Source organism: Dyadobacter koreensis, assembly GCF_900108855.1.
In the GTDB taxonomy this organism is placed as follows: Bacteria; Bacteroidota; Bacteroidia; order Cytophagales; family Spirosomataceae; genus Dyadobacter; species Dyadobacter koreensis.
This window is the reverse complement of sequence record NZ_FNXY01000001.1, coordinates 421,225-446,255: the sequence shown is the minus strand read 5'-3', so window position 1 is coordinate 446,255 and position 25,031 is coordinate 421,225. Positions and strand designations below refer to the sequence as shown.

Genomic DNA, 25,031 nt, shown 5'->3' with positions numbered 1-25,031 from the left:
AGATTACCGAGGGCGCTCCGGTGCGCGCGGCAAACGGCCGAATCCTCCCTGCGCAGGAAATGCAGTTCTTCCAATCGATGTGGCGATATTGGCAAAAAGCGTGGTTGTTTTCAGTAGCAGCGCGTTGGATCCGCCTGCATGGATAATGTAGCCAGCCACAGAAGGCACCGAAAAATATCCTACAATTCCAATAATCAGAAACAGTAGATATGCCATGTCATAGGTGGAGAAAAAGGTATCACCTGCTACTTGTATTTGGCTGATATCCAAATCGATCATCTTTTGCTGTACGGTTCCAAGAATAGCGCCGAAAATGTTGGCTACCGGAAGCCACAGGTAGATGTTTATATAGCGCGCGATCCATCCTGCGAGCGTATGCTGAAATCCGTCGAAAACAGAAATACCCAAAACGAGAGGTCCCAAGATGGCCAGTACCAGCAGCTGAAAGGTGCGCAGCGTGTTGATACAAAGTGCGGCGGCTTCAAAAATTACGCGCAGAATTTCGCTAAGTGCTGCCTTGATGGAGTTTCTAAAGTTGTAGGACTGCTTGGCCATGTAGAATTTGATTTCGTTGGACAAGCCGTCTGTAAAACCCTCTGAATATCCTTCTCCATACGTATAGCGTAGCCACTTTTCCCGGTCTCCTTTCTGATCGTCTCCGACATACATCTGCCAGAGATCTGAATTTTTGATAGCTAGTTCTTTCTGTTTTAAAAGCAGCGCAATGGCCTGATCCGAGTTTTTGACCATTCCCGAGGTGGCTCGTACGGTCGGTGACAGTATCCCGTTCATCAGCGCGATTACCGAGGGAAACACAAGAATTGCAAAACCCAGTGCAAACGGGCGGAGAAGCGGGTAAATATCGACCGGTTCTGCGCTGGCAAGATGTCGCCAGACGCGGGAGCTGATATAAAACAAGGCTGCAAAGCCGGCAATACCTCTTCCGACGCTAATCAGATCGCCGCAGAGTGGAAGCATCTGTTCGTAGAGCTGGTCGAGTACTCCGTTCAGGCCACGTATTTGATCCTCATAGCCCTGAGCCTTGGCCTTCGCCGTGCCAAACAGCAAGGCAGCAGCCGGCAATAGTGGATTTTTAAACATTTTCAACGGGAACAAAATTTAAGGGTCAATGCCAAGTAACTGTATTGAAGTTTGGACGTCCTGCTGCTCTTTTTTGCGCTGGGCTGAAAGCACAGCGGCCGCGCCGTTAAATTGTTTGAGAAAAGTGAGCTGCGAGAGCACATCCTGATGAATTTTATCAATCATCTTAAGCCGCTCATCATCTGACGCCCGCAGTTTTCCTTCGGTCAATACCAAAAGCAGGGCATCCAGATGCTGAAGACTTTGCGAGGTGAGCTTTACATACAACTGCTCTGCAAGCCGGTTTTCGACCTGGTCCAAACCGTTTTGTGAGGACAACCAGCTACGCGCTTGTCTGCATTCTTGCAGGATGGTAAGCTGGACACTGATGATCTGCTGGACTTTGGCGTAGTTTTTGACAGCGGGGTTCGTATTTAGCAGTCCGTCCAAAAAGGCCTGATGCAGTTTGAAATTTCCTTCCGAAAGATTCTTGATGGTATTGTATCCTTTTTCTAAGATCTCATAACCCTTTTTTAGCTCCTCTAATATTTTTCGCAGCTCATCGAGCTTTTCAATATTCAAAATCAGCTGGGTGACCTCAGGGGTCTGAGCTTTAGCCTGTGGTCTTGCCAGCAGTAGCACACATAAAAGCCATGTAATCTTTCTCATCTGTCTTAATTTATGCCGGTCAATGCGCGGCGGGTTTGGATCTGCATTTCTTCGTAACGCCGCTGTGAATCCAGTGTCAACAGCGCACCGCTAAGCCTGGCAGCCGCTATGTAAGCAGCCTGCATTTTCTGAAAACATTTCTCTAACTGAACTAAGCGCTGCTGATCATCCATCTGAAAATTGCCGTTGCCCAGTATACTAAGCATCATAATCAGCACTTTTTGTCCTTCTTGATAAAGTCCTGAAAATACCCGGTTGGAATAGTCCAGCTCTGCGCTGTTTAGATGCTTTTTTTCGGAAAGCTCAGAAGGAAGCCGCTGGCAGATTTGATTAAGCTTGCCGTGCATATCTGTAATTTGTCTCAGTCGGGGCGATCCGCGTATGGAAGCAGAAACGATCCAAAGCGAGTCAAACCGGTTCTTATGCAGGCTAAATTCCGATTCTTTTAAATTTGAAATCGTGGTTAAACCCTCTTTTGCAAGGCGGTATCCTTTCTCAGTGAGTTCCAGATAAATTTTCAGCTCTGCGATCTGGGTTTCCAGATACTGTTTCTGGGTCCGGTTCTGCTGCAGCCATTCGCGCAGCCGTTGTGCGCTGAGCAAAGGATTGATAGCTATTGTAAACAGTAGCATAAGAAAGCTAATTCTCATATGTGATCAATTTAGGGCAGACCGTAAAGCTGCCGGATCATTCCGTTATCATCCGTACTGTTTCCGCGCGATAGTGCTAACAGCATATTCTGTTCAGTGAACCGGGTCAGATCTTCATAGAGCTGCTGGGTGGATTCAGCAGCTTGGTTGATCAGTGCCAGACGCTGTGCATCACTCATTTGTGTTAGATCAGAGCCGATAGCCAGGGTGAGCATATCGGTAGTTTTGGCCGTCTGGTCCAAAAGTCCTGTATAGACCGACTGCATATACAAAAGCTCAGACGCTGTAAAATGGGTGCTGCTCGAAAGCATCCCCCAAGCTTTTTGATACTGTTCAAGGATACGCTCCTGCTGCTGGGCAATCTGCTTGACCTTGAAATAGTAAGCAATCACTTCTTTTACCTTCCGAAGCTCCTGATAATACGCTTGGTATAAATCCCGCTGCTTTCGCACCCAGTCTTCGATCTGATCCAGTTTTAATTTGGCCATGGCATTTTCCAGTGCTTTCTGCGCATTTTGCAACTTGATAACAGCATTTTGCCGACGCTGGATTAAGAGGTCCACAGCCCGTACGACTCTTCTGATCGCTGCCTTGATGATGGCAGCCCACGGATTGGCGGCCTTGGTCTGAGGGACAGGTGCAAGCATTGCAAAGGCCAAAACCATAAAGAATAAGAGCCTGAATTTCATTTTTTATCTTGGGTTATTTGTTTTGCCGCATCTGTGCTGCCAGCGCAGCGATGCCTTTCTGAACACTGCCGTGCTGCCGGGTGAACTGCTCTACTTTTAATTTTTCGGTCTGTTCGGTGGTATAACACAGGTATTCTTCCAAACTGACCTCTGTACGATATACTCTTGAGACCGCGCCAGCCAGGCTGATGAAGACTTCTTTATATTTTCGAAGCGGATCATTGGCCTTGTTCACAGAGAGTGTCTGGGCTTTTTCGTTTTCTGTCAGACCTAAAAGTTTTTGGATGTCCTCAAATTTGTTTTGGTACTTACTTTGATCCAGAAGTATCTTACAGTCGGAATTGTTGATGATGGCCTGTTTGACAACGGGAGAGGAGATGATGTCTTCGATTTCCTGCGTGACCACGATGGCCTCTCCAAAAAATTTGCGGACGGTTTTAAACACGTACTGCACATACTGGGCCATGCCCTCCTTGGCAATTGCCTTCCATGCTTCCTCGATCAAAATTAACTTACGGATACCGATCAGCCTGCGCATCTTACTGATAAAGACCTCCATGATTATCAAGGTTACTACTGGAAAAAGTACCGGGTGATTCTGAATAGCGTCCAGTTCAAAGACGATGATCCGTTCGTTTAGAAGATCCAGGTTCTGTGTAGCGTTTAAAAGGTAATCATAATCGCCGCCACGGAAATAGGGACGCAGCACGTACAAAAAATTGTGAAGATCGAAATCACTTTCTTTCACACCATCTGCATCGATTTGTGCGCCGAATTCATCTCTGAGAAAAACGTAAAACGAATCAAAGCAGGGAAAAACGTTAGGATCTCGATCCAGATGCTCGTAGTAGGCACTCAGCGCATTGGAAAGGGCTACGTATTCTGATCGTTTGTAGCGTTCATCGTCCCTTTTCCAGAGTGCTACCAGCAGTGTCTTGATGCTCTCCTTCTTTTCGGTATCCAAAGTTTGTCCGCTGCTTAAATGAAAGGGATTAAAACAGAGAGGCGTCTGTTCGCTATAAGTGAAATAGTAACCACCCAGCAGCTCGCATAGACCCTTATAGCTGTGCCCGACGTCTACTAGTACGATGTGTGCGCCGGTTTCATAGTAACTGCGTACCAAGTGGTTTGTAAAAAAGCTTTTTCCACTTCCTGAGGGGCCGATGATAAACTTATTCCTGTTCGTGCAGATACCCAGTTCGATGGGCTCGTCAGAAAGATCAACCTGAACCGGTTTGCCGGTGAGCCGGTCTCCAAGTCTGAGTCCTACCGGACTAGGAGAGCTTCTGTAGCTTGTTTCAAGATTGAGAAAACAGGCAGCCTGCTCAGCAAATGTATCGAAGGTCTCGTTCATTGGCAGGTCGGCCTGGTTACCTGGAATACCGGCCCAAAAGAGCTGAGGAGCGCCAACGGTCTCCACTTTCGCTACTGCATCCAGCTGAGCGAGCGCAGAGGATACTTTACTTTTAAGGTCTTTCAGATGATTTTTATTCTCTGTCCAGGCTAGCACATTGAAATGAGCTTTGACCGGAAGACGTTGTTGACTGATGGCTTCGTTCAGAAATTCGTTTGTGGCCTCTAAGGCCAGCGCATTCTCACGCGCATGCAGCGAAAGTGACTGGAGGCGAAGCCTTTTACTTTCTAGTTTTTTAAGCGTTGCTGCCGTATCTTCGATCAGTACATACTGATTAAATATGTGATTGCAATCCAGCAGGAGTCCTAAACAACTGGCAAAACCGGTTATAAAGTCGCTGCTTGTACTGCTGTATTTTTCGTAGCGGGCCCAAGGTCCGCACTGAGCAGGCATGTCTTGCAGATCGGCCAATGAATAGAGCTGGCAATGGCGGTCACCGACACGAAGCCCGTCCTTGAATTCAATATCGCGGACCAGTCGTGCCTTCTCGCCAGCCTGAAGGTAAGCATAGCGTTCGATAAGACCGCTTTGGCTGCGGCTGCTCCAAAGCTCCTGATCCGTTAACTGGCGCATCTGACAAAGCCCTGAGTCGACCAGAATCCTTTTGAACTGCAAAGCGCTGTCAGAAAAATCATGCAGGGCCTGTTCATCCAAAAGCTCCGCCGGAAACGGGCTGCCTGAGATCAGGTTTGAAGCCAGTGAACTGGCTGGTTTTCTGCTTGCTGCTTTTTTGGTAAGCATCACATAGCAGGTGTGATCCAGATAAGGTCTGCCGGAAAAAAAGCTGTCGGAGCTTTGCGAAAGAAAGCTTTGCTGGGGGCGTTTGGGCCCGGGGATAAAATTTTTTTCAAGAAACCAGTCCTGCTTATGGCAAATGCTTCCAGCCGGCAGAATCTTGATTGCTTTAACCCAGCGCTGGTGAAGAATCTCATACTGCTGTTGGGAAAGCGAAAAAATTTCCGGAAGCGTAAGCTCGAAAGCCAGAGTCATATCACCTTGCTTGGAAATGATGCAGTCATGTTCAATGTCAAATACTGGAAGAGCCTGATCTATTAATTTTTCCATGTGATTAAGACTTTAAAATCTAGGATTGATGTTTTGGGCGACGAAAGCAAACTGCTGACCGTGAGCGGACTGCGTGTGGAATCTTTCGTTTGGCCAAGGCTTTGGATAGCCCATGCTCTCCAAAGGTGGAATTCATATGATAAATCAGAAGTGTGCATACACCGCCAAGAAAAACGGTGACGGCCAGGCTTAGAAACGTGTTGACCTTTAACATATATAACACCGCGTATAAAAGAAGCAGCGAGAATGCGGCCGCTGCCAGATAGGCAATGTACTGCCCCTGTAAGCCTTTAAAAAGAATACTTTTATTAATACCCTTGTTGATTTCATAGCTTTTATGCATATCCATTTGGTTTTAAGATAGACCGGAGACAATACGCTCCGGCCTATACGCACCCGTTACACACCGAAAAATGACTGAAGAACGGTGGCTACGACCACCAGGAAAATGCAGCTTCCAAACCAGGCAGCGGCTACCTTACCAGTGTCGCTATCTCCGCCGTTCCATTTTTGAAAAACTTTCACAGCTCCAACAAGACCCAAAACTGCTCCAATCGCATACATCAGATTGGTCCCTGGCTCAAAATAGGAGCGTACTTTTGTATTGGCTTCTTCGATGCCGGCGGCGCCATCCTGCGCGGCTGCAAAAGCCGCTGACACAAGCAACAGGGCCGCAGTCAGCAGTTTTTGTCTGCTTTTAAACATCCATTCTCTCATTTTCTTCCTTATCATTTAAAAGTGAAACATTCATCCGCCGATGGGCTTTCCTGAGCCGCTCCCCTGGTTGCAAGGAAGCGCCCGGAAAACCTCAAACCTCACTGCAGTGTCCAGATCATCCTGATTTCATTATCACTCAACTGCAGAAGGCCTTGTTCTTCCCATTCCGCACCGAGCCAAGTATTGACTGAAAGCTGGAAGGGAGTATCGTATAAGGCGCCGTAGCCGCCTACAATTTTTTGGAGTACTGTCAGGATTTGTGCCCGCTCCTGATTTTGCCTTAATGCTTGGCTGAGAGCATCCTTGAGCTGAAAGACCAATTCTTCTACCTGCTGCATCATCAGGGGGTCTGGAAGTGGAGGATCTTCTGTGATTTCCATTTCAGGATACGGATTCTCCAAAGCGAATGTTTGGCTTGGTTCTGATCCTTCGTCTTGAAAGTGCTCAGGCTGTGGGCTAAGACCAGGTATTTCTTTTTCTGCCGAATTAAACCGCGCGATGATATTCTTGCGGTAAAATTTCATTCCGATAAGAAAATAATAGACAAGCAGAAGCACACCAGTGACGGCAATATAATCTGCCCAGGGATTGGAAAGAGTAAACATAGCATCTGTAAGTTGGTTAAACAAATCACGGGCTATCGAAATAAGAATCGCGCGCCCATAAGCATGTTACAAACTTAACCGGCAGTCTAACGGCAATAAAGTGCAATTTTATTGCACCCTTGCTGCACCCCAAATTTTTTGTGTATAGGAAAAGTCTTTTTGGGCAAGTCAATAACTTTTTTCCATTATCAAGCAGCTCCGAATTTTGTCAACGAGATTTTTGAAAAATAGTAACTGGGAGTGAAATCAATATTACAATTAAGTGTGCTGATTCCGTAGCTAACATGGAAATTTATCAATAATTAAAGTAGGACAACTTAATATGAATATTTAATAATTTATCTGACACAGCCTTAATATGAGTATATAGGGAATTTTGTTTTAAGTTTTTAAAGGAAGTTCGACAGATCATTTAGCAAGTAACTACGTTTAAATAATCGAAATGAATGCAATCATAGATAAGTCGCAACAAAATATCCGAAGTCGAAATAATTTATGAATAATTTATAAAAGGAATTTTAATTCAAAGACTTGAATATTAAAGTTTAATCGCCAGATTGGCTTTTTAGTACTAGTTGTCACTTTCGCGTTTTCTATTGTTTCTTCTTTTTTTTGATGCAACCATCATTTGAAATTTCTGAATTTCAGATTCTGGAATGTTTTCATATAGATTTCCAAACTCTACAAACGTCTTTTTTAGGGCTGTTAAAATTTGGATTACAGAAGTAATCGTAGGATTCGAATCTCCATTAAATATACTTGTAAGGGTGGCAGGTCTAAGTCCAGTCTCAACAGAAATTTGTAACTGGGAATGTATTAATGTTAAATCTTTATAATGATCCTTTTTATTCGTATCCGCCAAAATCTTATTCTCCTCCAGCAATCTTGTTAGTACCATTGCTACTCTCAATTGAGCATATTTCCTTTCTTTTTCCTCCATTTAAGCAAGGAACCCGGTTTTAAAGGAAAAAATATTACGGTTTACCGTAATTGTATATATATTTTTATTATATTTGTCTAAAATCTTAATAGGTAATTGTTAGGTTTGCCTGTTTTGGTTAATTTGCGATTCTTCGATAAAAAGAAATTGAAGCTGTTCGCTTAGAGTCTCGGTGCTGAAACCTCGGAAATTTCAAAAGACTAGTAGACAATAAGTGGATGTAGCTCACGACCTAGGCGTGGGTTATCTCTATCTTATTCGTAGTCGGGTCTCCGAGGACCTCAGCATCGATAAGTTGAGTCCCACGTCTTTATGGAAACAATTCCCGGGTGCTCAATTTATTTTAAGACTCATCTAGTAACAATTTTGTACGTGCAATGCTTTGTTTGAAGCTCTAACACTTGTTACAATGAGAAATCGTCTTATTTACCGCCTGATTATCCGCAAGCCGGAATAAGTCTTTCTGAATTTTTTCAGCTTTTAATGATGCAAGGTTTCTGTCATATCCGGAAAACGCAGGAAACCTGTTGTCTTGACTGCCGAATATCTGTAAAGATCTTTTCTCTATTTCACTCCTAAATTTAATTGCAATGAAATTGTTTTATTGCTCTCCGGGAAGAAGACTGCTTTATTTAGTCTGCACCGTATTCATTTATCTGATGCTTATTAACAGTTTAAAAGCTGGAGCACAGCCATCTTTTATCATTCAGGGCAAAGTCCTGACCGCTATGGACGAGATGCCACTTGTTGGCGCTAACATACAGCTTAAACATACCGCATTGGGTGCAACCACTGATAGCCAGGGAGCATTTGTAATAAAAGCTTCACAGTCAACGGTTGAACTTACGGTGTCATTTATAGGCTACCGTTCGTTGGATACCACGGTAACATTGCCCCTGCGAAGTCCGCTGATCTTTGTTTTGAGCCAGGATCTGTCTCTGCTGCAGGAGGTCAAAGTATCGACCGGATACTGGGAATCAACACGGCAGTTAAATACGGGTGCGATTAGTAAAATTGCTGCTGAAACCATTCAGAAACAGCCTGTGACCAATGTGCTGGAAGCCTTGTCTGGCCGCATGCCCGGTGTTTCTATCCAGCAGACAAGCGGTCTTGCCGGCGCACCAATAAATATTTCCATTCGAGGGCAGAACAGCCTGAGAGCAGATGGCAATAATCCTTTGTATGTGATTGACGGAATCCCTTTCAGTGCAAGTATCGCAGCCGGCTTAGCCGGAGAACTTTACAGCGGAAACATAAGTCCGCTTAACAGTTTGAATCCATCTGACATAGAAAGCATAGAAATTCTTAAGGATGCGGATGCTACTGCAATCTATGGATCCCGCGGGGCTAACGGGGTTGTGCTGATCACTACGAAAAAAGGACGTCAAGGAAAAACCAAATTAGAAGTCAACTTTTCACAGGGAGCAGGCCGAATTTCCAGAAAAATGAAGGTTTTAAATACACCACAGTATCTTCAGATGCGCCGTGAAGCATTCGCAAATGATGGAGTTGAACCGACGCTCAACAATGCGCCTGACCTTTTAAGCTGGGATCCGAACCGGTATACAGATTGGCAAAAGGAGCTTGTCGGTAATACATCCAGCTCGACCAATGCCCAGGCGCAGCTTAGCGCAGGAAATGAAAGGACCCACTTTATCCTCAGTGGCAGCCTGCACCGTGAAACAACGGTTTTTCCCGGCAACTTCGCCTACCTGCGTGGAGCAGGGCATTTGCAGTTGAGGCACGCTACAAAGGATCAGCGGCTGAAAGTCAATGTGTCTGTTAATTATGTGGCCGATAAAAATAATCTTATGCGTCAGAATCTGGCCAGCCAGGCCCTGACAATCGCGCCGAACGCCCCGCAGATTTATCTACCATCCGGAGAGCTAAACTGGGCGGCTTCAAGCTGGCAGAACCCGATGAGTTATCTTAGACAAACCTACAAGGCAGTCAATGACAATTTGCTGACTAGCATGACTGTAAGCTACCATCTGTTGTCCGGGCTGGATTTTAAAGTGAGCGGCGGCTTCACTACGTTAAATACCAGCCAGCAGACCAGCTCGCCGGTTAGCTACTTCAATCCGGCCTACGGGGTAAAAAATGGAGAAGCCTCCTTTGCCACAGCCCTTGTAAAAACCTGGATAGCCGAACCTCAGCTTCAATACGAAAAGGCCCTGGGGCCAGGAACGCTCAGTGTACTGGCAGGTATGACTTTTCAGCAGAACAAGCTTCGTAACCAGACCTTGTATGCAACCGGCTACAGCAGCGATGCCATGCTCGGCACCAGTAGCGCGGCGGCCTCGGTGCTGGTAACCGCTGACAACCAGAGTGAGTACCGTTACCGAGGTATTTACAGCAGGCTAAATTATAACCTCAAGGATAAATACCTGCTTAACCTGACTGCGCGCAGGGACGGATCCAGCCGCTTTGGTCCTAACAGGCAATACGCCAATTTCGCTGCCGCAGGGTTAGGCTGGCTTTTCTACCAGGAAAATTTTATGAAAGAAGCAGTACCTTTTCTAAGCTTTGGTAAGATCCGTGTCTCCTATGGAAGCAGCGGTAGTGACCAGATTCCAGACTACGGATTTTTAGATACATACTCCTCGACCGCATATAGCTACAACGGGCAGAAAGGATTATATCCTACCAGGCTTGTTAATGCGGATTTTTCCTGGGAAAAAAGCCGCAAGCTGGATATTGCTCTGGAAACCGGACTGTTCCAGGACCGTTTCCGCCTGACTGCCGACTGGTTTAATAATGTATCCACGGGGCAGCTGGTCGGCTATCCATTGCCTTCGGTCACCGGGCAGTCTCAGATACAATATAATTTGCCGGCAAGGGTAAGAAACAGCGGCTGGGAATTCGAACTTAACACGCAGTATCTGCGCAAAACGTCTGTGCAGTGGAGCGGCACGATAAATCTTACCATTCCGAAGAACAAGCTGATTGATTATCCAGGTCTTGCGGGGTCTTCTTATGCAAATACTTATGCGATCAAAGAGCCGCTCAGTATCCGCAAAACCTATGAGTATGTAGGCGTCGACCCGGCCAGCGGGACCTACCGTTTCAAGGACGCAGACAACAGCGGAACTTTCAATGCGATAGACCGGACCGCTATTGTCTTTACCGGGCAGCGCTTCTTTGGCGGACTCGGTAACACGGTCCGTTACCGGGGAGTGGAACTGGATTTTTTTCTTCAGTTTGTCAGGCAGACGGGGGCCAACTACCGCCGGGATGTGTTCGGAATGCCCGGCGCCTGGGGGCTGAATAATTCGAATCAGCCGGCAGAGGTGCTTGACCGCTGGCAAAAAACGGGTGATCTGACAAGCAACCAGAAGTTCTCACAGAATTACGCAATCAGCAACCCGGTCTATAAACAGTTCACTGAGGCCAGAAGTTACGGCGAAAACAGCTACAGCGATGCCTCGTTCATCCGGCTGAAAAACGTTTCGATCTCTTGGCGCGTGCCGCTGCGTGCGGGTGCAAAAGGGGGACTGGCCGGGCCGCGAATATTTATACAAGCGCAAAATGCATTAACCTTCACGCGCTACAAGGGATGGGATCCTGAGCAGGCCTCGGTTGGTTATCTGCCACCACTGCGTGTACTATCAGCCGGAATCAATCAGGTTTTTTAAAGGGAAGCAAACAAACTATGAAAACAATGAAACTACTAAGAAAGTGCATGTACGTGCCTGCGGCAATTGCGTTACTGCTGGGCGGATGCCGGGACTGGGTCGAAGTGCCTGTGCCGGTTTCGCAGCTTTCCAGCAGCAGTGTCTACCAGGACGATGCCACCGCATCGGCCGCGATGGCAGGGGTGTACATTCAGATGATGTCCAGTGCTTCGTATTTTGCCAGTGGCGGTGCAGGCAGCGTCACCGTTCTGAGCGGTCTTTCGGCAGACGAGCTTGAAAGCCAGGCTACAGCTACCAGCGGAGTTACTTTTTATAACAATGCACTTGACCGCTTTAATACTGATAACGCAAGGCTCTGGCAACAGGCTTACAAAACGATTTACTATGCTAATTCGGTATTGGAAGGTCTGCAGAAATCACAAAACGTTTCGCAGCCTGTACGCGGGCGGCTTGCCGGCGAAGCGCTTTTTCTAAGGGCGTTTTGCCATTTTTACCTGGTGAATCTCTATGGGGATGTTCCCCTGGTACGATCAACGGACTACAAGCAGAATCAATCGGTGGCCCGGGCACCTTCAGATTCTGTATATGCTCAGATTTTGTCTGATCTGACCGTTGCCAAGACTGCTCTGGCTTCGGATTATAGCATAGATCAGGGTCAGCGCATCCGGCCCAACGCCCGTGCTGCCGCTGCGCTTATGGCAAGAATTTATTTATACCGCAAGGACTGGCTGAAAGCCGCCGACCAGGCCAGTGAGCTGATCGGTGCGGTATCTGAATTTAGGCTAACGGCGGTGGACAGTGTTTTTTTGAAAAACAGTCGGGAAGCAATCTGGCAGTTGATGCCTGTGTCGCCGGTTTTAAATACCTACGAGGGAAATATCTTTGTTCTCAACGCGGCCCCCACCAGTGTAAGTCTGCATCGGGAGCTGGCAAAACAGTTTCTTTCCACGGATTTAAGAAACCGCTGGATCGGCCGGATTAATGCTCAAAACCAGCTTTTTTTCTTCCCCTATAAATACAAGATCCGCACGGGCGTTCCTGTTCAGGAATATTCGATGGTGCTAAGGCTGGCAGAACAATATCTAATTCGCGCGGAAGCGTATGTGCATCTTGGACAGAACCAGAGCGCAGTTCAGGATCTGAATCAGATACGGCTGCGGGCGGGGCTCGAGCCGCTAGGGCCTGAAGCCTTGCAGCTGAACAAGCAGGCACTTTTGGATTCAGTCTATCAGCAGCGGCGGCTGGAACTGTTCTGTGAGTGGGGACACCGATGGTTTGATTTGAAAAGGACCGGTAATGCAGGACCTAAGCTCACCGAAAGCAAGTCCGTACGCTGGCAGGAAAGCGCAGTTCTGTATCCGATCCCCGACAGCGAAATCCAGCTTAACAGTGCGCTGGTCCAAAACCCGGGCTACTGACAGCAATCAAAACATTTATTCTTAGATTAATTCCAGTACGATGAAAAAGCTTATTTTGATTTTGTTTCTTTCTTTATTGTACCGCCCGTTTCACGGACGCGCGCAGTCAACTCCCGCAAGGCCCATTAAGATCGGCGATTCGCTCAAAGATCATGTGCTCAGCGGTGTTATCAACCATCCAAAATCGCAGCTGCCGCTTGCTGATTTTCAGGGTAAACTGCTGATCATGGAGTTTTGGTCCACCACCTGCGGTGCCTGCATCAAAATGTGGCCGAAGCTTTTAGAGCTTCAAAAAAAATTCGATGGCCAGATACAGATCGTTTTGGTCAATACATATCAGGGGGCACCGCTGGTGCGCAAAGCGATCGACAAGCGAAAGAAGCTGGCCGGGGTGCAGATGACGCTTCCGATCGCGTGCGCAGATTCGGTCACCGGTAAACAGCTTTTTCCGCACAGTGGTGTACCCTTTGTCGTATGGGTGGACCCACAGGGAATTGTCAAATCCATCAGCCTTTCCCAGGATCTGACAGAAGCGAAAATTCAGGCCATGCTTAGCGGTCAGATGCCTGAAATGTCGGGATACATCGGCAACAATGAATTCATTCATCCCGACTTCTCAAAACCTTTGATCGCCGATAGTGCTGTGATGGCGCTGAGCCCGCTGACGCACTATTCAGGACTCAGCCTGGCAGACAGAAGAATCTGGCCTGGTTTCGGAATCAGTCAAAATCAAAAGACGATGCGGTCCTATGCCGTTGCTTCAAATTATTCACCCCAGGAACTGTACCGTCTGGCCTACAGCAGCGATTCGACCTATCACGGCGATATTGAACTGATTCAGCTCAATAGGGCAGAAATCAATCTGAGCGATTCGGCCAAATATCTCTATCAGCTCATTATACCGGCCGCATCTAAAAAGCAGGTTCAGAAACAGATGCAGGCCGATCTTCTTCGCCTTTTTCCTGCCAGAGTACGCTGGGAGAAACGCATGAAACCCTGTCTGGTGCTCAGCATGCAGGATAGCAGCGCTGTTCACTGTACAAACCCAAAGGATGTTCGATTTCTGTTGGACGACAATCAGTGGGTCATTAACGGAGTCAGTGTGAAATATTCGCTGCTATCGCTGCTGGCGATGACACCATATCACTACTCGCAATATCCAATCCTTGATGAGACAGGATACAAGGGGCTGCTAGGAAACATAAACATTGAGGCCGATATCTACGATCCTAAAAAACTGAATGCCGCGCTTGCAAAGTATAAAATGGCCTTAAAGATTGAGTCCAGAGAAGTGGAAGTACTGGTGGTGGACCAACTCGGTGAGACCCTTCGAACTCACGCATCTCGGGTTCACTAAGATGAAAAATGGTCTTTAATATGGCAGGCCCGCTCAGGTCTTAGGCAGCGAAAAAACAGCAAGTGTACGTTCATAGAGTATAATCAATTGATTTTCATGTACCAGTATCCCGCGTATGGAGGTCCCGCCTGGATCGGAAAGATAAAAACTATGCTGATATTTTCCACTGGTTGCGCTATAAACATCAATAGCCGTGTGGCTGTCTTTTCGCCTGGGGTCATCGTTGTCTGCATGGATCTTCGAGTAAATGAAAAGCCTCTCGGCGGACAGCGCAGCCAGACGGTTAATCATAACAGGGGCAGAGCTCAATTTGAGCGCTCTGCTGGATTTGATCCAACGGGCCTGAACCAAAGCGTGCCCATTGGTGTCGAGCGTTGGATACGACCTGGCGTGCCGAAGGATAGAATCGCTGATGGTAAACTGGTTTTGATAAAAGTACACATAAGCAAACCGGCCTGTCCTTTGATCGTAAAGCATCGTGCCGTCTGACGAGAATAACGGATCACCCCGCTTTCTCAAAAAAGAAGGGAAAATCAAAGGCTGTTTGCCTTGCTTGTGCAGCCCGATCACGAATTGTTGGTTTTGAACGGCGCGGAATAACACCGCGCTTGTAGAAACGGGCAGATACTCGTCCAGCGTCAGCGGTGAGCCTGGTTTAAAGGTGACTTTCCGGCATTTCCAGGTTTGAGTGCTGCCTGCCCAGACCGTATGCAACTGGGGATCGGTCATTAAAAACCGGGATCCCAAAAGAGTAAGTCTGGATTTGACAGCTTGAAAAGAAGTATCGGCACTGATGCGTATATGAACAGTGTCGGGTGTTTGAAGATTTATTTGGATCGCGTGTAAAGGCGCCAGGACATTACCCAGCAAAACGGAGTTAGAATCAGCGCCAGCCAGGTAATAGGAATTGTAACCCAGCGGGACTTGCAGGGTAGGTACCGGAAAGGCTTTATATCGTCTTTTAAATCCATAATGTCCCCTGGGCTGCTGTTGCGATAGCAGGTATAAAATGGCGATGCCAGCCGCTGAGATCAGGAGAGCCAGCATCACGAAACGTTCTTTGAAATATTGTAACATGTTTTGAAATGGTTAAGTGGAACCCGGAAAAAGGCCCTGATGAACCAGCTCATCAGGGCCCCAAAACGTCAGAAGCCGTTGTCTAAGGTTTTCTTAGCACAGCTTCCGGATTTGCGCAGTCGGCCTGACTGCTGTGCGCGGTAATGGTCTGGCCTCCCGCGTTAAACGAGCAGGCAGCGCCTGATATAAGACCACAATCATCTTCCACTTCGCCGGCCACACATTCGTTGGCCGCGTTGCGTCCCCAGGCCTGTTGGGCTGGTTTGTTCGGGGTTGATGCGGTTGCAAGAGCCGCCGAAAGTCCAATAACCGCTGCCAATACAGGCAGTGCCCGTTTTTTGCTTTGCATTTTCATTTGTGAAATTGTTTTGGATTGTACCTACTCTGTTTCAGGTTTTCGGTTTGCCCTGATTCCATGCGCATTAGAATATCTTATTGCGTCGGTTTGCTGTCTGGCAGGATAAAGCCAAAGCGCTACCAGGGCAAGCCCCGCAAACACAAGGTTGAAATACAGATGCTGCTGCCAGCTCATATTCTCTAAAATTCCGCCACAGCTGCAGGGAACATTTGGGCTGAAAGAAAGTAAAACATAGATGTAGCCTGAAAAAAGATTCAGTAAAACCGATGAGAAAAAAAGCCCAATCCTTTGGGTGGAAGCCATAGACAACAACACTACAATCACCAGCTCGGTCAGCGGTATGACATAGATGACAAGCTGGGCGTAAGAAGAAAGCAGTGCCGACTGACGGGTCTGAACATAGAATTTTTCCATATCCAGCAGTTTGCTTGCCGCTGCATAGACAAACAAAAGAACGAGCAGAAAACTGACCGTGTTAACAAGGGTCGTTCTGGTTTTTTTCGAAAGTTTTTCAGTCGAAAGAGCTCGTAAAATGTGCATGAGTAGATGGATTAGGTGGAAAAAATGTTGCCCTTCCTCGCTGCCCGGAAAGCCTTTTGAGGATGACGTCATAAAAGTAGTGGTACGGCGGCTGGCGCTCCGCGTCTGTTAAATGGGTAAATTTGATCCGGAATAGGGCTTTTATCGGATCATAAACTGTTGATTAGGTCCTTTTTTGTCCCCGGATTTCACTCAAACGTTTGGCGGCTACACCCAGAAAGCAGGCGATGTCTTTTACCGGAATTCGGTGCGCCGGAAAATGCTTTACGAATGTTTGATAAGCCTGTTCCAGCGGAAGCTGCCGCAGGTGGCTGATTAAATCACTGGTTGCGGCCTCTTTGCGCTGGAAATGGTTTAAAAGCGGATAGGTTTGCGGGAATCGTTCTAAAAGAAAACCCGCATGTTTATCGCTCAGGGTAAACAGGGTCGTGTGCTCCAGCGTGATCAGATATTCTGCGGGCAGCATCGGCTCATAGGGGCTGGGTTTGAAGATAATTATTTCTCCCTGCTGCCAAAACCGTGTGATGTACTCGCGGCCATTCCGGCTGAAATAGCACGCTTTCAAAAGGCCGGCTTGTACAAACATTACGTTTCCCGAAGGGGAGGGAAGCCGCAGCGGTTGACCCTTTTGTAAGTGATGTTCTTTCAGATGGATGCTGATCGCCTTTGTAAAGTCAGGACTCAGGCTGAACTCCGCGCTCAGTAAGTCCAAGATGGTTTGCATGCTCATGAGGGCAAATTTAAGTGTGGCTAGAATTGTTTCAGGGAAGCACATAGCTTTTCAAGTATTGCAAGGACCTGCTGTTTGTCTCGGTCCTCTGGGCTGGAGACCTTTCGCCGCAGACTGTCGGCTGAAATATGCTCGGCTTTTTCAGTCTTGATCCACCGGCTTATCTGTCGGCATAGTTCACTGGTGGAAACATTTCGGACCACCCCGCAGTCGAGCAGTACCCGGATGAGCACCGCAATCTGATCAACACTCATGTCTAGTTTTATTTTTGGATCGATAGAGGAATTGTCGTCAGCGGGAATGGTGGGGTGCCCCGCCGGAATGATCCAACGGGTCTTGTTTTTCAGGTAGCTGATCTCGTGACTAAACCAACGGCCAATCATTTTTTTTAAATCCGGCGATGTTGGCGTGAGCCTGATACCGGTTTTTTTAGGAAGCTGCTTAAAATTCTTATATTCAAAAAGAAGAAGTTCGAATCTAGCGGATTCTGAACCAGCTGCTTGCATATTGTTGGCAATAAGCGCGGTGTAGTAGGATGCGAAAGTCTTTTTATTAAAATTATAATAAACCAGCAGCGCAATCACCTGCTGATCCAAACGCGGCTGGCCGGGCTGCCGTATCAAGGTATCCAGGCTATTCACCAGGGCTTTGCGGTAGTGAAGATCCCGGAAGGTGTAGGGTAGGGGTCGGTTCAGTGTTAAATCATGAAAGCTGTCAAGGATCAGCGCTAACAGCCCAGAATCACTTACCGTCGCCATCAGTACCGGTTGTATACCGCTGATGCGCGCGCTGAGCAGCGCACGGCATTCTTCAAGATACTGGATCGGTATTATTTGGTCGATGTCAACCGGGGATTTTCCGTTCAAATCTAAGAAAATGATCAGTTCTCCGATTCCTTCTGTAATGGCCAGGAACAATGTTTTTGCCGGATCACTGACAATCGCAGGAGACTGGTAATGCTCATAGGCTGCCTTGTTAAGGGCCCGAAGGGTCTGGTCAATTCGGCTCTGTTTGACACGCTGACGCGCTGAGTGGGTGGGATGTCTCGCCAGGCTACGCAGATGGTTTTGCAGGATATGTTTTTTAAGTTCAAAAGTTTGTAGCATGGTCTTGATTTGGTGTTCAGATAATTGATTTACATTTGTTTTGGCTGGATTAATCCTGATTTCGATCAGATCCTCGAGCCATTTGAGCGCATTGGTTTCCTCCATCTTGCTGCATGGTTTTGTGGGTTACGTATGAATTATGAGGATGTGCTGGGCGCTTTTGAATGCGTATAAAACTCCAAAGCTTCTGGGTGTAAGTCAACTATTTTATACGATGTCCACCTGTTTTGTATACCGATAAACCCGCTGGTTATACGAATGAACCGGTTTCTTTTTTGGGGATAACCGGCATAGCTTATAAGTTGTTGCAATAAGAAGGGAAGGCAAAGGGGGGGGCTGTAAGAAGGTTGGGCGAAATTGCAGAATACGGCTTTCGAATGATTAACAATTGATTTTTAAAAGCGGCCAGAACTTTTGTTTTAGTGCAATGATATCCGGTTATATGTAATGGGTTGACTGAAATGCTACTTTTTTAGTTTGTCGTACAACCACATACGTTCGTATAAAAATCAGTAGTAGCCGGTATAAAAAAAGTGCAGCTTCGCAGTTTGTTTTGAAGATTGATCTTCAAAACAAAACTGGAAGATGTATGAAAAACATTGAACCGCAAGGATATTTCATGATCCGCAGGCCTCTAATGCCCATCGAGGCGATTTTAGATTTCAACCGGAACCTTCAATTGGCCCCGGGCGATTTTGAAAAGAATCTGCTCGGCGTATTTTCGGATCCTTTGCTTCGGCAAGCAGTCTACCTGGCCTCTGATAATCTTTTTCATGCGCTCACTGAGTCAGACCAGCCTAATGGGCATAAACCAACAGAAAAAATGCTGCTTGCTTTATATCGGTATTTGATACGCATGAGCACCAGAGCCACACCCTTCGGTTATTTTGCTGGCATTTTTTGTGGAGACGTTTCAAATAACACCTGTATTGTTTTTGATGCTAACAAGCCCTTGCAAGGTATAATGCATCTTTCCGCTGCCATAGAAGGCAAGATTCAAAAGTTTTTGCTCGCCCAAGATGCTGTTGTGGATCAGGTAAAGTTTTATAGAAATTCCAGTCTGTACCGTCAGGGGGACACCTACCGCTATATTGAGCGAACTACCGACGCTGGTCAGCAGCAGGCAGTACTTATGGCCATAGAGGCGGACGCAATTTTGGACTGCATCCTGACTTCATGCAACGGTGGTGCCCGACTGGATCAACTTGTTCAGGCAGCATCCGTCTACATGCCTGCGCGTGCTGCACGCCGCTATTTGCTGGATCTGATCGAATATCAGGTACTGGTAAGCGCCTTGGACTTGAATGTGACCGGCCCCGAATATCTGCAAAGAGTATATAGCGAACTGAGCCAAACAAAGGGCGCTGCTGCGGCCAGCATCCTGAATCTGGCAGAGCTGACAGTTCTTCTTCGCAGCACGCTGCCTGCTTGGGAGATTGGCGGCAGGCTCGGGCAGATGCTGCCGCGCCTTACTTTTCAAAGTCACAGTCATCAAGATTTTATTAACGTGGATTTAAAGTTCAATACCTGGCAAAATCGTCTTGGCTCGGCCGCAGTGAAGCAGATCGGACAGCAGTATGAAAGGGTGCAGTATCTACTGGGTAGCCAAGCCGTACTATCTGATCTTGACAGATTCAAAGCGGAGTTTTTCCGGCGATATGAGAACAGGGAAGTGCCACTGGTTCAGGCACTGGACTTTGAATCAGGGATTGGTTACGGAGATCTGCTGGCAGCCTCAGCCGGTGAGCTTCCGTTGTTAGAAGGCCTAAGACAGGGGGCTGAACAAAAGAAGCAAAAAATAGGGCAAGGGAGCCTGGCGGCTTTTAAAGAAAGCCTGCTTAGGGGGTATTCAAAGGATGCATTTGAACCACTTGTATTGAATGATGATCACTTGAATCAACTGGCAACCCGGCCGGCTGTACAGGATGATTTTTATTTAATGGGGAGTATTCTTTGTGAAGATCAGGACCATTTTGATCAGAACGCGTATCAGTTTCTACTTAAATATGCAGCAGGTAGTTCTGGCTTTGAGCTCATGGGCAGATTTACCCTTGCAGACCAGGCGTTAGCAAGCCGTATGCGTCAGGCAGCAGAGCAAAGGCAGCTTCGGCGTACAGATGTTATCTTTGCGGAAATCACACATATCCCTGATCTGCAAGCTGCAGATGTGTTAAAACGAGCACAGCTGTATGACTACGAAATTGTGTATTTGGTCAAAAGTACGCTGCCAGAAACCAATCAGATTTTACTGGAAGACCTGATGGTATCTGTTTTTAATGGCCGGCAGGTGGTGCTTCGCAGCCGCCGTTTAAATAAGCGCATTATTCCTTGCCAAAGCAATGCGCATAATTTCCAAAATGGTCTTCCGGTATATCGTTTTCTATGCGATGTTGCCTCAGCTGAAAATCCATTGCCTGGGAGGTGGGATTGGCAACTTTCTGAAATGCCTGCTTTTCTTCCGCGTGTTCAATACAAGCATTTGATACTGAGTCTGGCCGAGTGGAATATTTCGATTGCAGACTTTCAATTGGAAAACGGAAGGGTTCATGATTTTTCTAGCCAATGGCGCGCGTTTGCGGCCCACCGCTCGGTTCCTGCCCTGGTTTTAGTTTGCCAGGGCGATCAGGAACTGATGCTTGATCTGCAATGCGCGCCTGCGATGCAGATTTTGCAGCATATGCTTGAAACCGATAAGTCCGTTAAGCTTAAAGAGTTTTTGTTTGCAAGCCGGCAAGGACTTTTAAAGGACAGCTTGGGAACTTATACGAATGAAGTGGTGATTCCCTTTTTTTATCCGCACACACCGGCAGAAAGGGTGGGGGATACGCATTCCGTCGCGCAATATGATACTAAGAATTTCCCTATTGGCAGCAAATGGCTGTCTATGAAACTGTATAGTTCTGCGGTAGGATTAGAAACCATACTGGTTGATTTGCTATTTCCCTTGTGCACAGAGCTTCTAAAAGACGGAGTCATCCGGCAATGGTTCTATCTTAGGTATCAGGATCCAGATCAGCATATCCGCCTTCGGCTAAACGGTGTCAGCGATGATTCCTGGGCAGCTGCACTTCACAGGATTCAGTATCGTCTGCAAGATTTGCTCAACAGTGGTATCATTTTCAGAATGCAGATCGACGATTATCAAAGGGAAACGCAGCGCTATGCCAGCCTTGGCATTGAAACAGCAGAGTCTATTTTTTATCATGACAGTGTCGCCGTAGCTGCACTGCTTACCTTGTGGCGCTCCAATGACCATTCAGAAAGCGACCGTTGGCTGACAGCCCTTCTGGGAGCGGATCTACTGATGGATGACCTGGGTTTAACACTCTACCAAAAACTTGACCTGGCAGCTGCGCATTACCTGCAACTAATGGATTTATTTGGGGATGATAAGAACGTGCTCATTAGGCTCAATGATAAGTACCGTCAACAAAGCAGGCAGATACTTTCGTTTATGAACCTTAAAAATCATTCGGAAAACGAGCCGGTCATGTTGATTTTTAAAAACCGCTCCTTAGCCATGCGTTCACTGATAGCCGGTAGCGGCCTGAGCGCCTTGTCAGCAGACAGGACAAGCGCTATCACGAGTGTAATCCATATGTTTTTAAATCGGGTACTTCTGTGCCGGCCTTTGGAGCAGGAACCTGTTATTCTATATTATCTATATAAATTTTATAAATCCAGTGTGAAAAGATTGGAAAATATCAAAAATGCCAAATAAAAGTTTGCTTATTGTTTGTTGTGTCCGGTGTAACACTTATCTTAGAATGAATAGATTATGTGCCTTGATAGGTGCAAGCAAGTTTACTACCCACAATAGACGTATTGCAAGATGAACACGCGAGAAAAGGCTGCAAAATTTACCTGCCTGGTAATTGATGATGATTCCACTGCCCATGATGTTTTAGAGGCACTGATAAATCAAATAAATTGGATGGTTTATCTGGACCGGTGCTACAGCGGAATTGAGGCTTTGGAAAGAATTGCCAGGGAAAAACCGGACGTAATTTTTTTAGATATCAATATGGCTGGACTATCCGGACTGGAATTACTGAAATTGCTCCCATACCCCAGGCCGCATGTAATTATGATTTCCGGTGATTCTTCCTATGCCATCGACGGATATGAATACCAGGTGGTTGATTTCCTTTTGAAACCGTTCTCGCTTCCCCCCTTAATTCGTGCAGCCTCGAAAATAAAGGAGCTGAGCGTTCCCAGGATCCTGCAGCCCGAAACCGAAAAACTCGACCCGGCCATTAGAGAAGTAGCGGTTAATAGCCGGGTCAAATCCTTTTGTACTGCAAGGGACCTATGGGTTTGGTGTGAGAAGAAGCACATCAGAGTCGCCTTTGACAAAATCTACGCGGTTGAAGGAGCAAAGGACTATGCAAAAATTCATTACGGAGAGAGTTTCCTAATGACTTATGGCAGTCTTGGGATCTTTCAGGAGTTACTACCCAGCCAGTGGTTTGTTAAGATCAACCGATCATTTCTTATAAATAAAGCATTCGTTACCCAAATCGCCAACCGTACGGTCATCCTAAGCAATAAAAAACAGTACACCATCCCTCACGGTATGGATTTGAATCAAATACTGGACGAGCTCACAGATTCATAAAACATTTACCTTAAAACCTTTTTGAGTATGCTAGCACTCACCGAAGAACTTAGAACCTACGAAAAGGTTCTTTTCCCACAAACTTTCCAGCGAAGGCTCCTGATACATTTAGTTTTTTGGGCATCCTTTGTCGGATTTCACCTGATGCTTTTTCTAGCCGGATTTGACGATCGTCTCAGTGATCCTGTGCTTCGTCAGGCTTACGTCATCTATTATATTCGTTTTTCATTGCTTTATTATGTGACGGTAGGTCTTTTTCGCGGATTAAGAAAGCATGTAGAAGGCGTCTGGCGCCTGCTTCTTCTTGGGTTAGGGCTTTTGATGGTCGCCCACTTGATCAATGTGTTTTTATATCCACTGTATGACCATTTATTTGGAATAACACGTCTTACAATAGGTTTTCAGAAAGGAGCCTATTTTTTTTTGAATCCGCTAAACAATGAAAAAGGAAAGTTCTGGAGATCTTTGATTATCGATATTTCGGAGCTGCAGCTACTGGCTTTTCCACTGGGTATAAAAATGATGAAATATGGTATCCATTTGGTGATGAAGGAATCTGTTAGGGAAAATCAGAAACTAAAGCAAGAGCTCATTAAGCTTCGAACCCTACTGACACCGCATCTTATATTTAATTTACTCAATGGTGCGTCACGGGAGTTGAGTAATTATTGTTCGGAGGCTTCACGTTATCTTATGCAAATGGCCGACATGATACGGTTTGCCATCTATGATATCTCCGGTGATCTGGTAGATTTGTCAAAAGAATTGAATTTTGTCAGCCAGTATTTAGAGCTTTCATCTAGGCAAACGGGGCACAAAACCAAAATCGTTTTTATCAACGAGTGTCCCAACCGAGATCAGTACCAGATCCCAACACTCGTGCTTGTCACATTAATTGAAAATGCATTTAAACATGGAGTACATGCCACGCACGGCAAATCCTATGTGTTAATCGAATGCACCACTGCGAATGGATTTCTTGTCTGTACAGTCGTAAACTCCAAACCTGTCACAGACCCGGTTTTCAATCAAAAGCCTGACAAAGGGATAGGCTTGGAAAATATACGCCAGACTCTCCGGCTTCGCTTCAAGGATGAGTATATTTTAGAAATTACGGAGTCTGAAAAAGAATTCTCTGTCTATTTGAAAATTCCGTTAATTGACAAAACAACACATCCGGTCTAATAAAATACAGGCGTTCGTATAAAAAAGAAAACCATATCCGGTTTTTTGACTTGATTTGAGCGGCTTATTTATCAACAATTTAATGCATAATACGATGCAAGCGAATGACTCCACAAAAACCAGAAAAGCGAAAAGGTATACCATCGTCAGGCTACAGAGGCTACCGGACAAAAACACAATGAACCTGGCCAGTACCACAACCCTGACAACCAGTGGAATTACTTGCCTTGGTACAGACAGGTAGGGGCACTCAATGGACCAGATCAGTACCAGGCTACGAAATACTGATTGGTGATCCTGAGCTGTTCTTAGTAAAGATGATGATTCATGGAAGTGGCTTCGGGAGTGCTGGTTGCGATTCGATTTACAGCATGCAGTCCCTGAAAGTCATTTGCCGCCGAACTTTGCACTAGTTCTGCGCTTGATACAGTAAAAAAACCTTAACAGATGAAAAAACTCAAATATGACTCGCATAATTAAAACCCGAAATAAGCAGCGCACCCAAGCTCGTATTCTGGAGGCGACAGGCGAAATTATTGAACAGTTTGGTATCCATGCAGTAGGTATTAACGAGGTGGCAAGAGTATCTGGCCATAATAAGGTTTTGATATACAGATATTTTGGCGACCTAGATGGCTTATTAAGCCGGTATATACAAACGGTTTTAATCGAGCGTGTACGCCAGCAGGTTACTTGGTTAGGGGCTGCAAATGGCACAGAAGATAATTCTTCAAATATAGTCAAACTGCTCGGTGAGCTTGCGGCAAGCCAGCAGTTGGTCTGTGTTCTGCAGTGGGAAATAAGCCAGGTGTGCACCGAGCGTGCGGCAAATATTTTTGTAACTCAGCTATTTTACCGGGCATTAATAGGACCTGCTGCCAGAAAATCAAATAATTGTATAAGCTTAATTATGTGCAGTGCTTTCATATATTTAATCCTGCAAAGCGGTATGCAGGCTGGCCCGCTCGGCAGAGATTTTTCTAATGAATCCGAATTTGAAAGCCTTCGGAATGCTGTCGAAAAGATTTTAAAAAACTGTGGTCCATTCACCTGATTCATGCTTAGGCCGAGTCTGTGTCAACGAAAAGGCTTTGAATCAGCTGCGGGACTTTGGAGCATATCTTAGGAACTTTTAAATAATTGTCTTCTTATGAAAAAGTACTTGGAGCTAAGTTGAT

The 25,031-nt window shown here is 46.3% G+C and carries 21 protein-coding genes; 7 read left to right on the top strand and 14 right to left on the bottom strand.

The window, feature by feature from the left end; genetic code table 11:
• Positions 1-3: 3 nt before the first annotated feature.
• The 9 genes from traJ to BMY70_RS01815 form a co-directional block, all read right to left on the bottom strand.
• Positions 4-1,101 carry a conjugative transposon protein TraJ gene (traJ, locus tag BMY70_RS01855; protein ID WP_090331373.1) on the bottom strand — a complete coding sequence of 366 codons (1,098 nt, stop codon included), beginning with the start codon at positions 1,099-1,101 and terminating at the stop codon, positions 4-6.
• Between the two features lie 18 nt (positions 1,102-1,119).
• Positions 1,120-1,749, bottom strand: coding sequence for a hypothetical protein (locus BMY70_RS01850; protein ID WP_090331371.1), 630 nt, complete (start codon positions 1,747-1,749; stop codon positions 1,120-1,122).
• Positions 1,750-1,754: 5 nt separating this feature from the next.
• Positions 1,755-2,399 (bottom strand): hypothetical protein, encoded by a 645-nt coding sequence (locus tag BMY70_RS01845; protein ID WP_143072031.1) that lies wholly within the window; start codon positions 2,397-2,399, stop codon positions 1,755-1,757.
• An 11-nt stretch (positions 2,400-2,410) separates the two neighbouring features.
• Complete coding sequence (locus BMY70_RS01840; protein WP_090331367.1) at positions 2,411-3,088, bottom strand: conjugal transfer protein TraI; 678 nt, start codon at positions 3,086-3,088, stop codon at positions 2,411-2,413.
• A 13-nt stretch (positions 3,089-3,101) separates the two neighbouring features.
• Positions 3,102-5,567, bottom strand: coding sequence for a TraG family conjugative transposon ATPase (locus BMY70_RS01835; RefSeq protein WP_090331365.1), 2,466 nt, complete (start codon positions 5,565-5,567; stop codon positions 3,102-3,104).
• A gap of 19 nt (positions 5,568-5,586) precedes the next feature.
• On the bottom strand, positions 5,587-5,910 hold the full coding sequence (locus tag BMY70_RS01830; protein ID WP_090332568.1) for a DUF4133 domain-containing protein: 324 nt from the start codon (positions 5,908-5,910) through the stop codon (positions 5,587-5,589).
• 56 nt (positions 5,911-5,966) lie between these two features.
• Positions 5,967-6,272 carry a DUF4134 domain-containing protein gene (locus tag BMY70_RS01825; protein WP_218148583.1) on the bottom strand — a complete coding sequence of 102 codons (306 nt, stop codon included), beginning with the start codon at positions 6,270-6,272 and terminating at the stop codon, positions 5,967-5,969.
• A 110-nt stretch (positions 6,273-6,382) separates the two neighbouring features.
• Positions 6,383-6,889, bottom strand: a complete 507-nt coding sequence (locus BMY70_RS01820) for a hypothetical protein (protein ID WP_090331361.1) — start codon at positions 6,887-6,889, stop codon at positions 6,383-6,385.
• Positions 6,890-7,460: 571 nt separating this feature from the next.
• The gene (locus BMY70_RS01815) at positions 7,461-7,829 is read right to left on the bottom strand and encodes a helix-turn-helix domain-containing protein (RefSeq protein ID WP_090331359.1); all 369 of its coding nucleotides are present in this window, start codon (positions 7,827-7,829) and stop codon (positions 7,461-7,463) included.
• A 590-nt stretch (positions 7,830-8,419) separates the two neighbouring features.
• Between BMY70_RS01815 and BMY70_RS01810 the strand changes: the two genes are divergently transcribed.
• From BMY70_RS01810 to BMY70_RS01800, 3 genes are all read left to right on the top strand, one after another.
• On the top strand, positions 8,420-11,464 hold the full coding sequence (locus tag BMY70_RS01810) for a SusC/RagA family TonB-linked outer membrane protein (protein ID WP_090331356.1): 3,045 nt from the start codon (positions 8,420-8,422) through the stop codon (positions 11,462-11,464).
• 173 nt (positions 11,465-11,637) lie between these two features.
• Complete coding sequence (locus tag BMY70_RS01805) at positions 11,638-12,882, top strand: RagB/SusD family nutrient uptake outer membrane protein (RefSeq protein ID WP_177196932.1); 1,245 nt, start codon at positions 11,638-11,640, stop codon at positions 12,880-12,882.
• Between the two features lie 40 nt (positions 12,883-12,922).
• The gene (locus tag BMY70_RS01800) at positions 12,923-14,239 is read left to right on the top strand and encodes a TlpA family protein disulfide reductase (protein ID WP_090331351.1); all 1,317 of its coding nucleotides are present in this window, start codon (positions 12,923-12,925) and stop codon (positions 14,237-14,239) included.
• Positions 14,240-14,272: 33 nt separating this feature from the next.
• Here BMY70_RS01800 and BMY70_RS01795 read toward each other — a convergent pair whose 3' ends face one another.
• The 5 genes from BMY70_RS01795 to BMY70_RS01775 form a co-directional block, all read right to left on the bottom strand.
• Complete coding sequence (locus BMY70_RS01795; protein WP_090331349.1) at positions 14,273-15,316, bottom strand: hypothetical protein; 1,044 nt, start codon at positions 15,314-15,316, stop codon at positions 14,273-14,275.
• An 82-nt stretch (positions 15,317-15,398) separates the two neighbouring features.
• Positions 15,399-15,671: a DUF6520 family protein gene (locus BMY70_RS01790; RefSeq protein ID WP_090331346.1), complete on the bottom strand. Its 273-nt coding sequence runs from the start codon at positions 15,669-15,671 to the stop codon at positions 15,399-15,401.
• A 24-nt stretch (positions 15,672-15,695) separates the two neighbouring features.
• On the bottom strand, positions 15,696-16,214 hold the full coding sequence (locus BMY70_RS01785; RefSeq protein ID WP_177196931.1) for a MauE/DoxX family redox-associated membrane protein: 519 nt from the start codon (positions 16,212-16,214) through the stop codon (positions 15,696-15,698).
• A gap of 163 nt (positions 16,215-16,377) precedes the next feature.
• Complete coding sequence (locus BMY70_RS01780) at positions 16,378-16,944, bottom strand: Crp/Fnr family transcriptional regulator (RefSeq protein ID WP_143072030.1); 567 nt, start codon at positions 16,942-16,944, stop codon at positions 16,378-16,380.
• A 20-nt stretch (positions 16,945-16,964) separates the two neighbouring features.
• Entirely contained in the window at positions 16,965-18,155 is a 1,191-nt protein-coding gene (locus BMY70_RS01775) for a hypothetical protein (RefSeq protein ID WP_090331336.1), read from the bottom strand.
• Positions 18,156-18,639: 484 nt separating this feature from the next.
• On the opposite strand from BMY70_RS01775, the gene BMY70_RS01770 reads away from it, so the two are divergent.
• The 4 genes from BMY70_RS01770 to BMY70_RS01755 all read left to right on the top strand — a co-directional run bounded on the left by BMY70_RS01770 (position 18,640) and on the right by BMY70_RS01755 (position 24,907).
• Positions 18,640-21,771 (top strand): lantibiotic dehydratase, encoded by a 3,132-nt coding sequence (locus BMY70_RS01770; protein ID WP_090331334.1) that lies wholly within the window; start codon positions 18,640-18,642, stop codon positions 21,769-21,771.
• Positions 21,772-21,882: 111 nt separating this feature from the next.
• Positions 21,883-22,668 (top strand): LytR/AlgR family response regulator transcription factor, encoded by a 786-nt coding sequence (locus tag BMY70_RS01765; protein WP_090331332.1) that lies wholly within the window; start codon positions 21,883-21,885, stop codon positions 22,666-22,668.
• Between the two features lie 27 nt (positions 22,669-22,695).
• Complete coding sequence (locus BMY70_RS01760) at positions 22,696-23,853, top strand: sensor histidine kinase (RefSeq protein ID WP_090331330.1); 1,158 nt, start codon at positions 22,696-22,698, stop codon at positions 23,851-23,853.
• A gap of 463 nt (positions 23,854-24,316) precedes the next feature.
• A complete protein-coding gene (locus BMY70_RS01755) occupies positions 24,317-24,907 on the top strand; it encodes a TetR/AcrR family transcriptional regulator (protein ID WP_090331327.1) in 591 nt (196 codons plus the stop codon).
• The last annotated feature ends 124 nt before the right edge of the window (positions 24,908-25,031 follow it).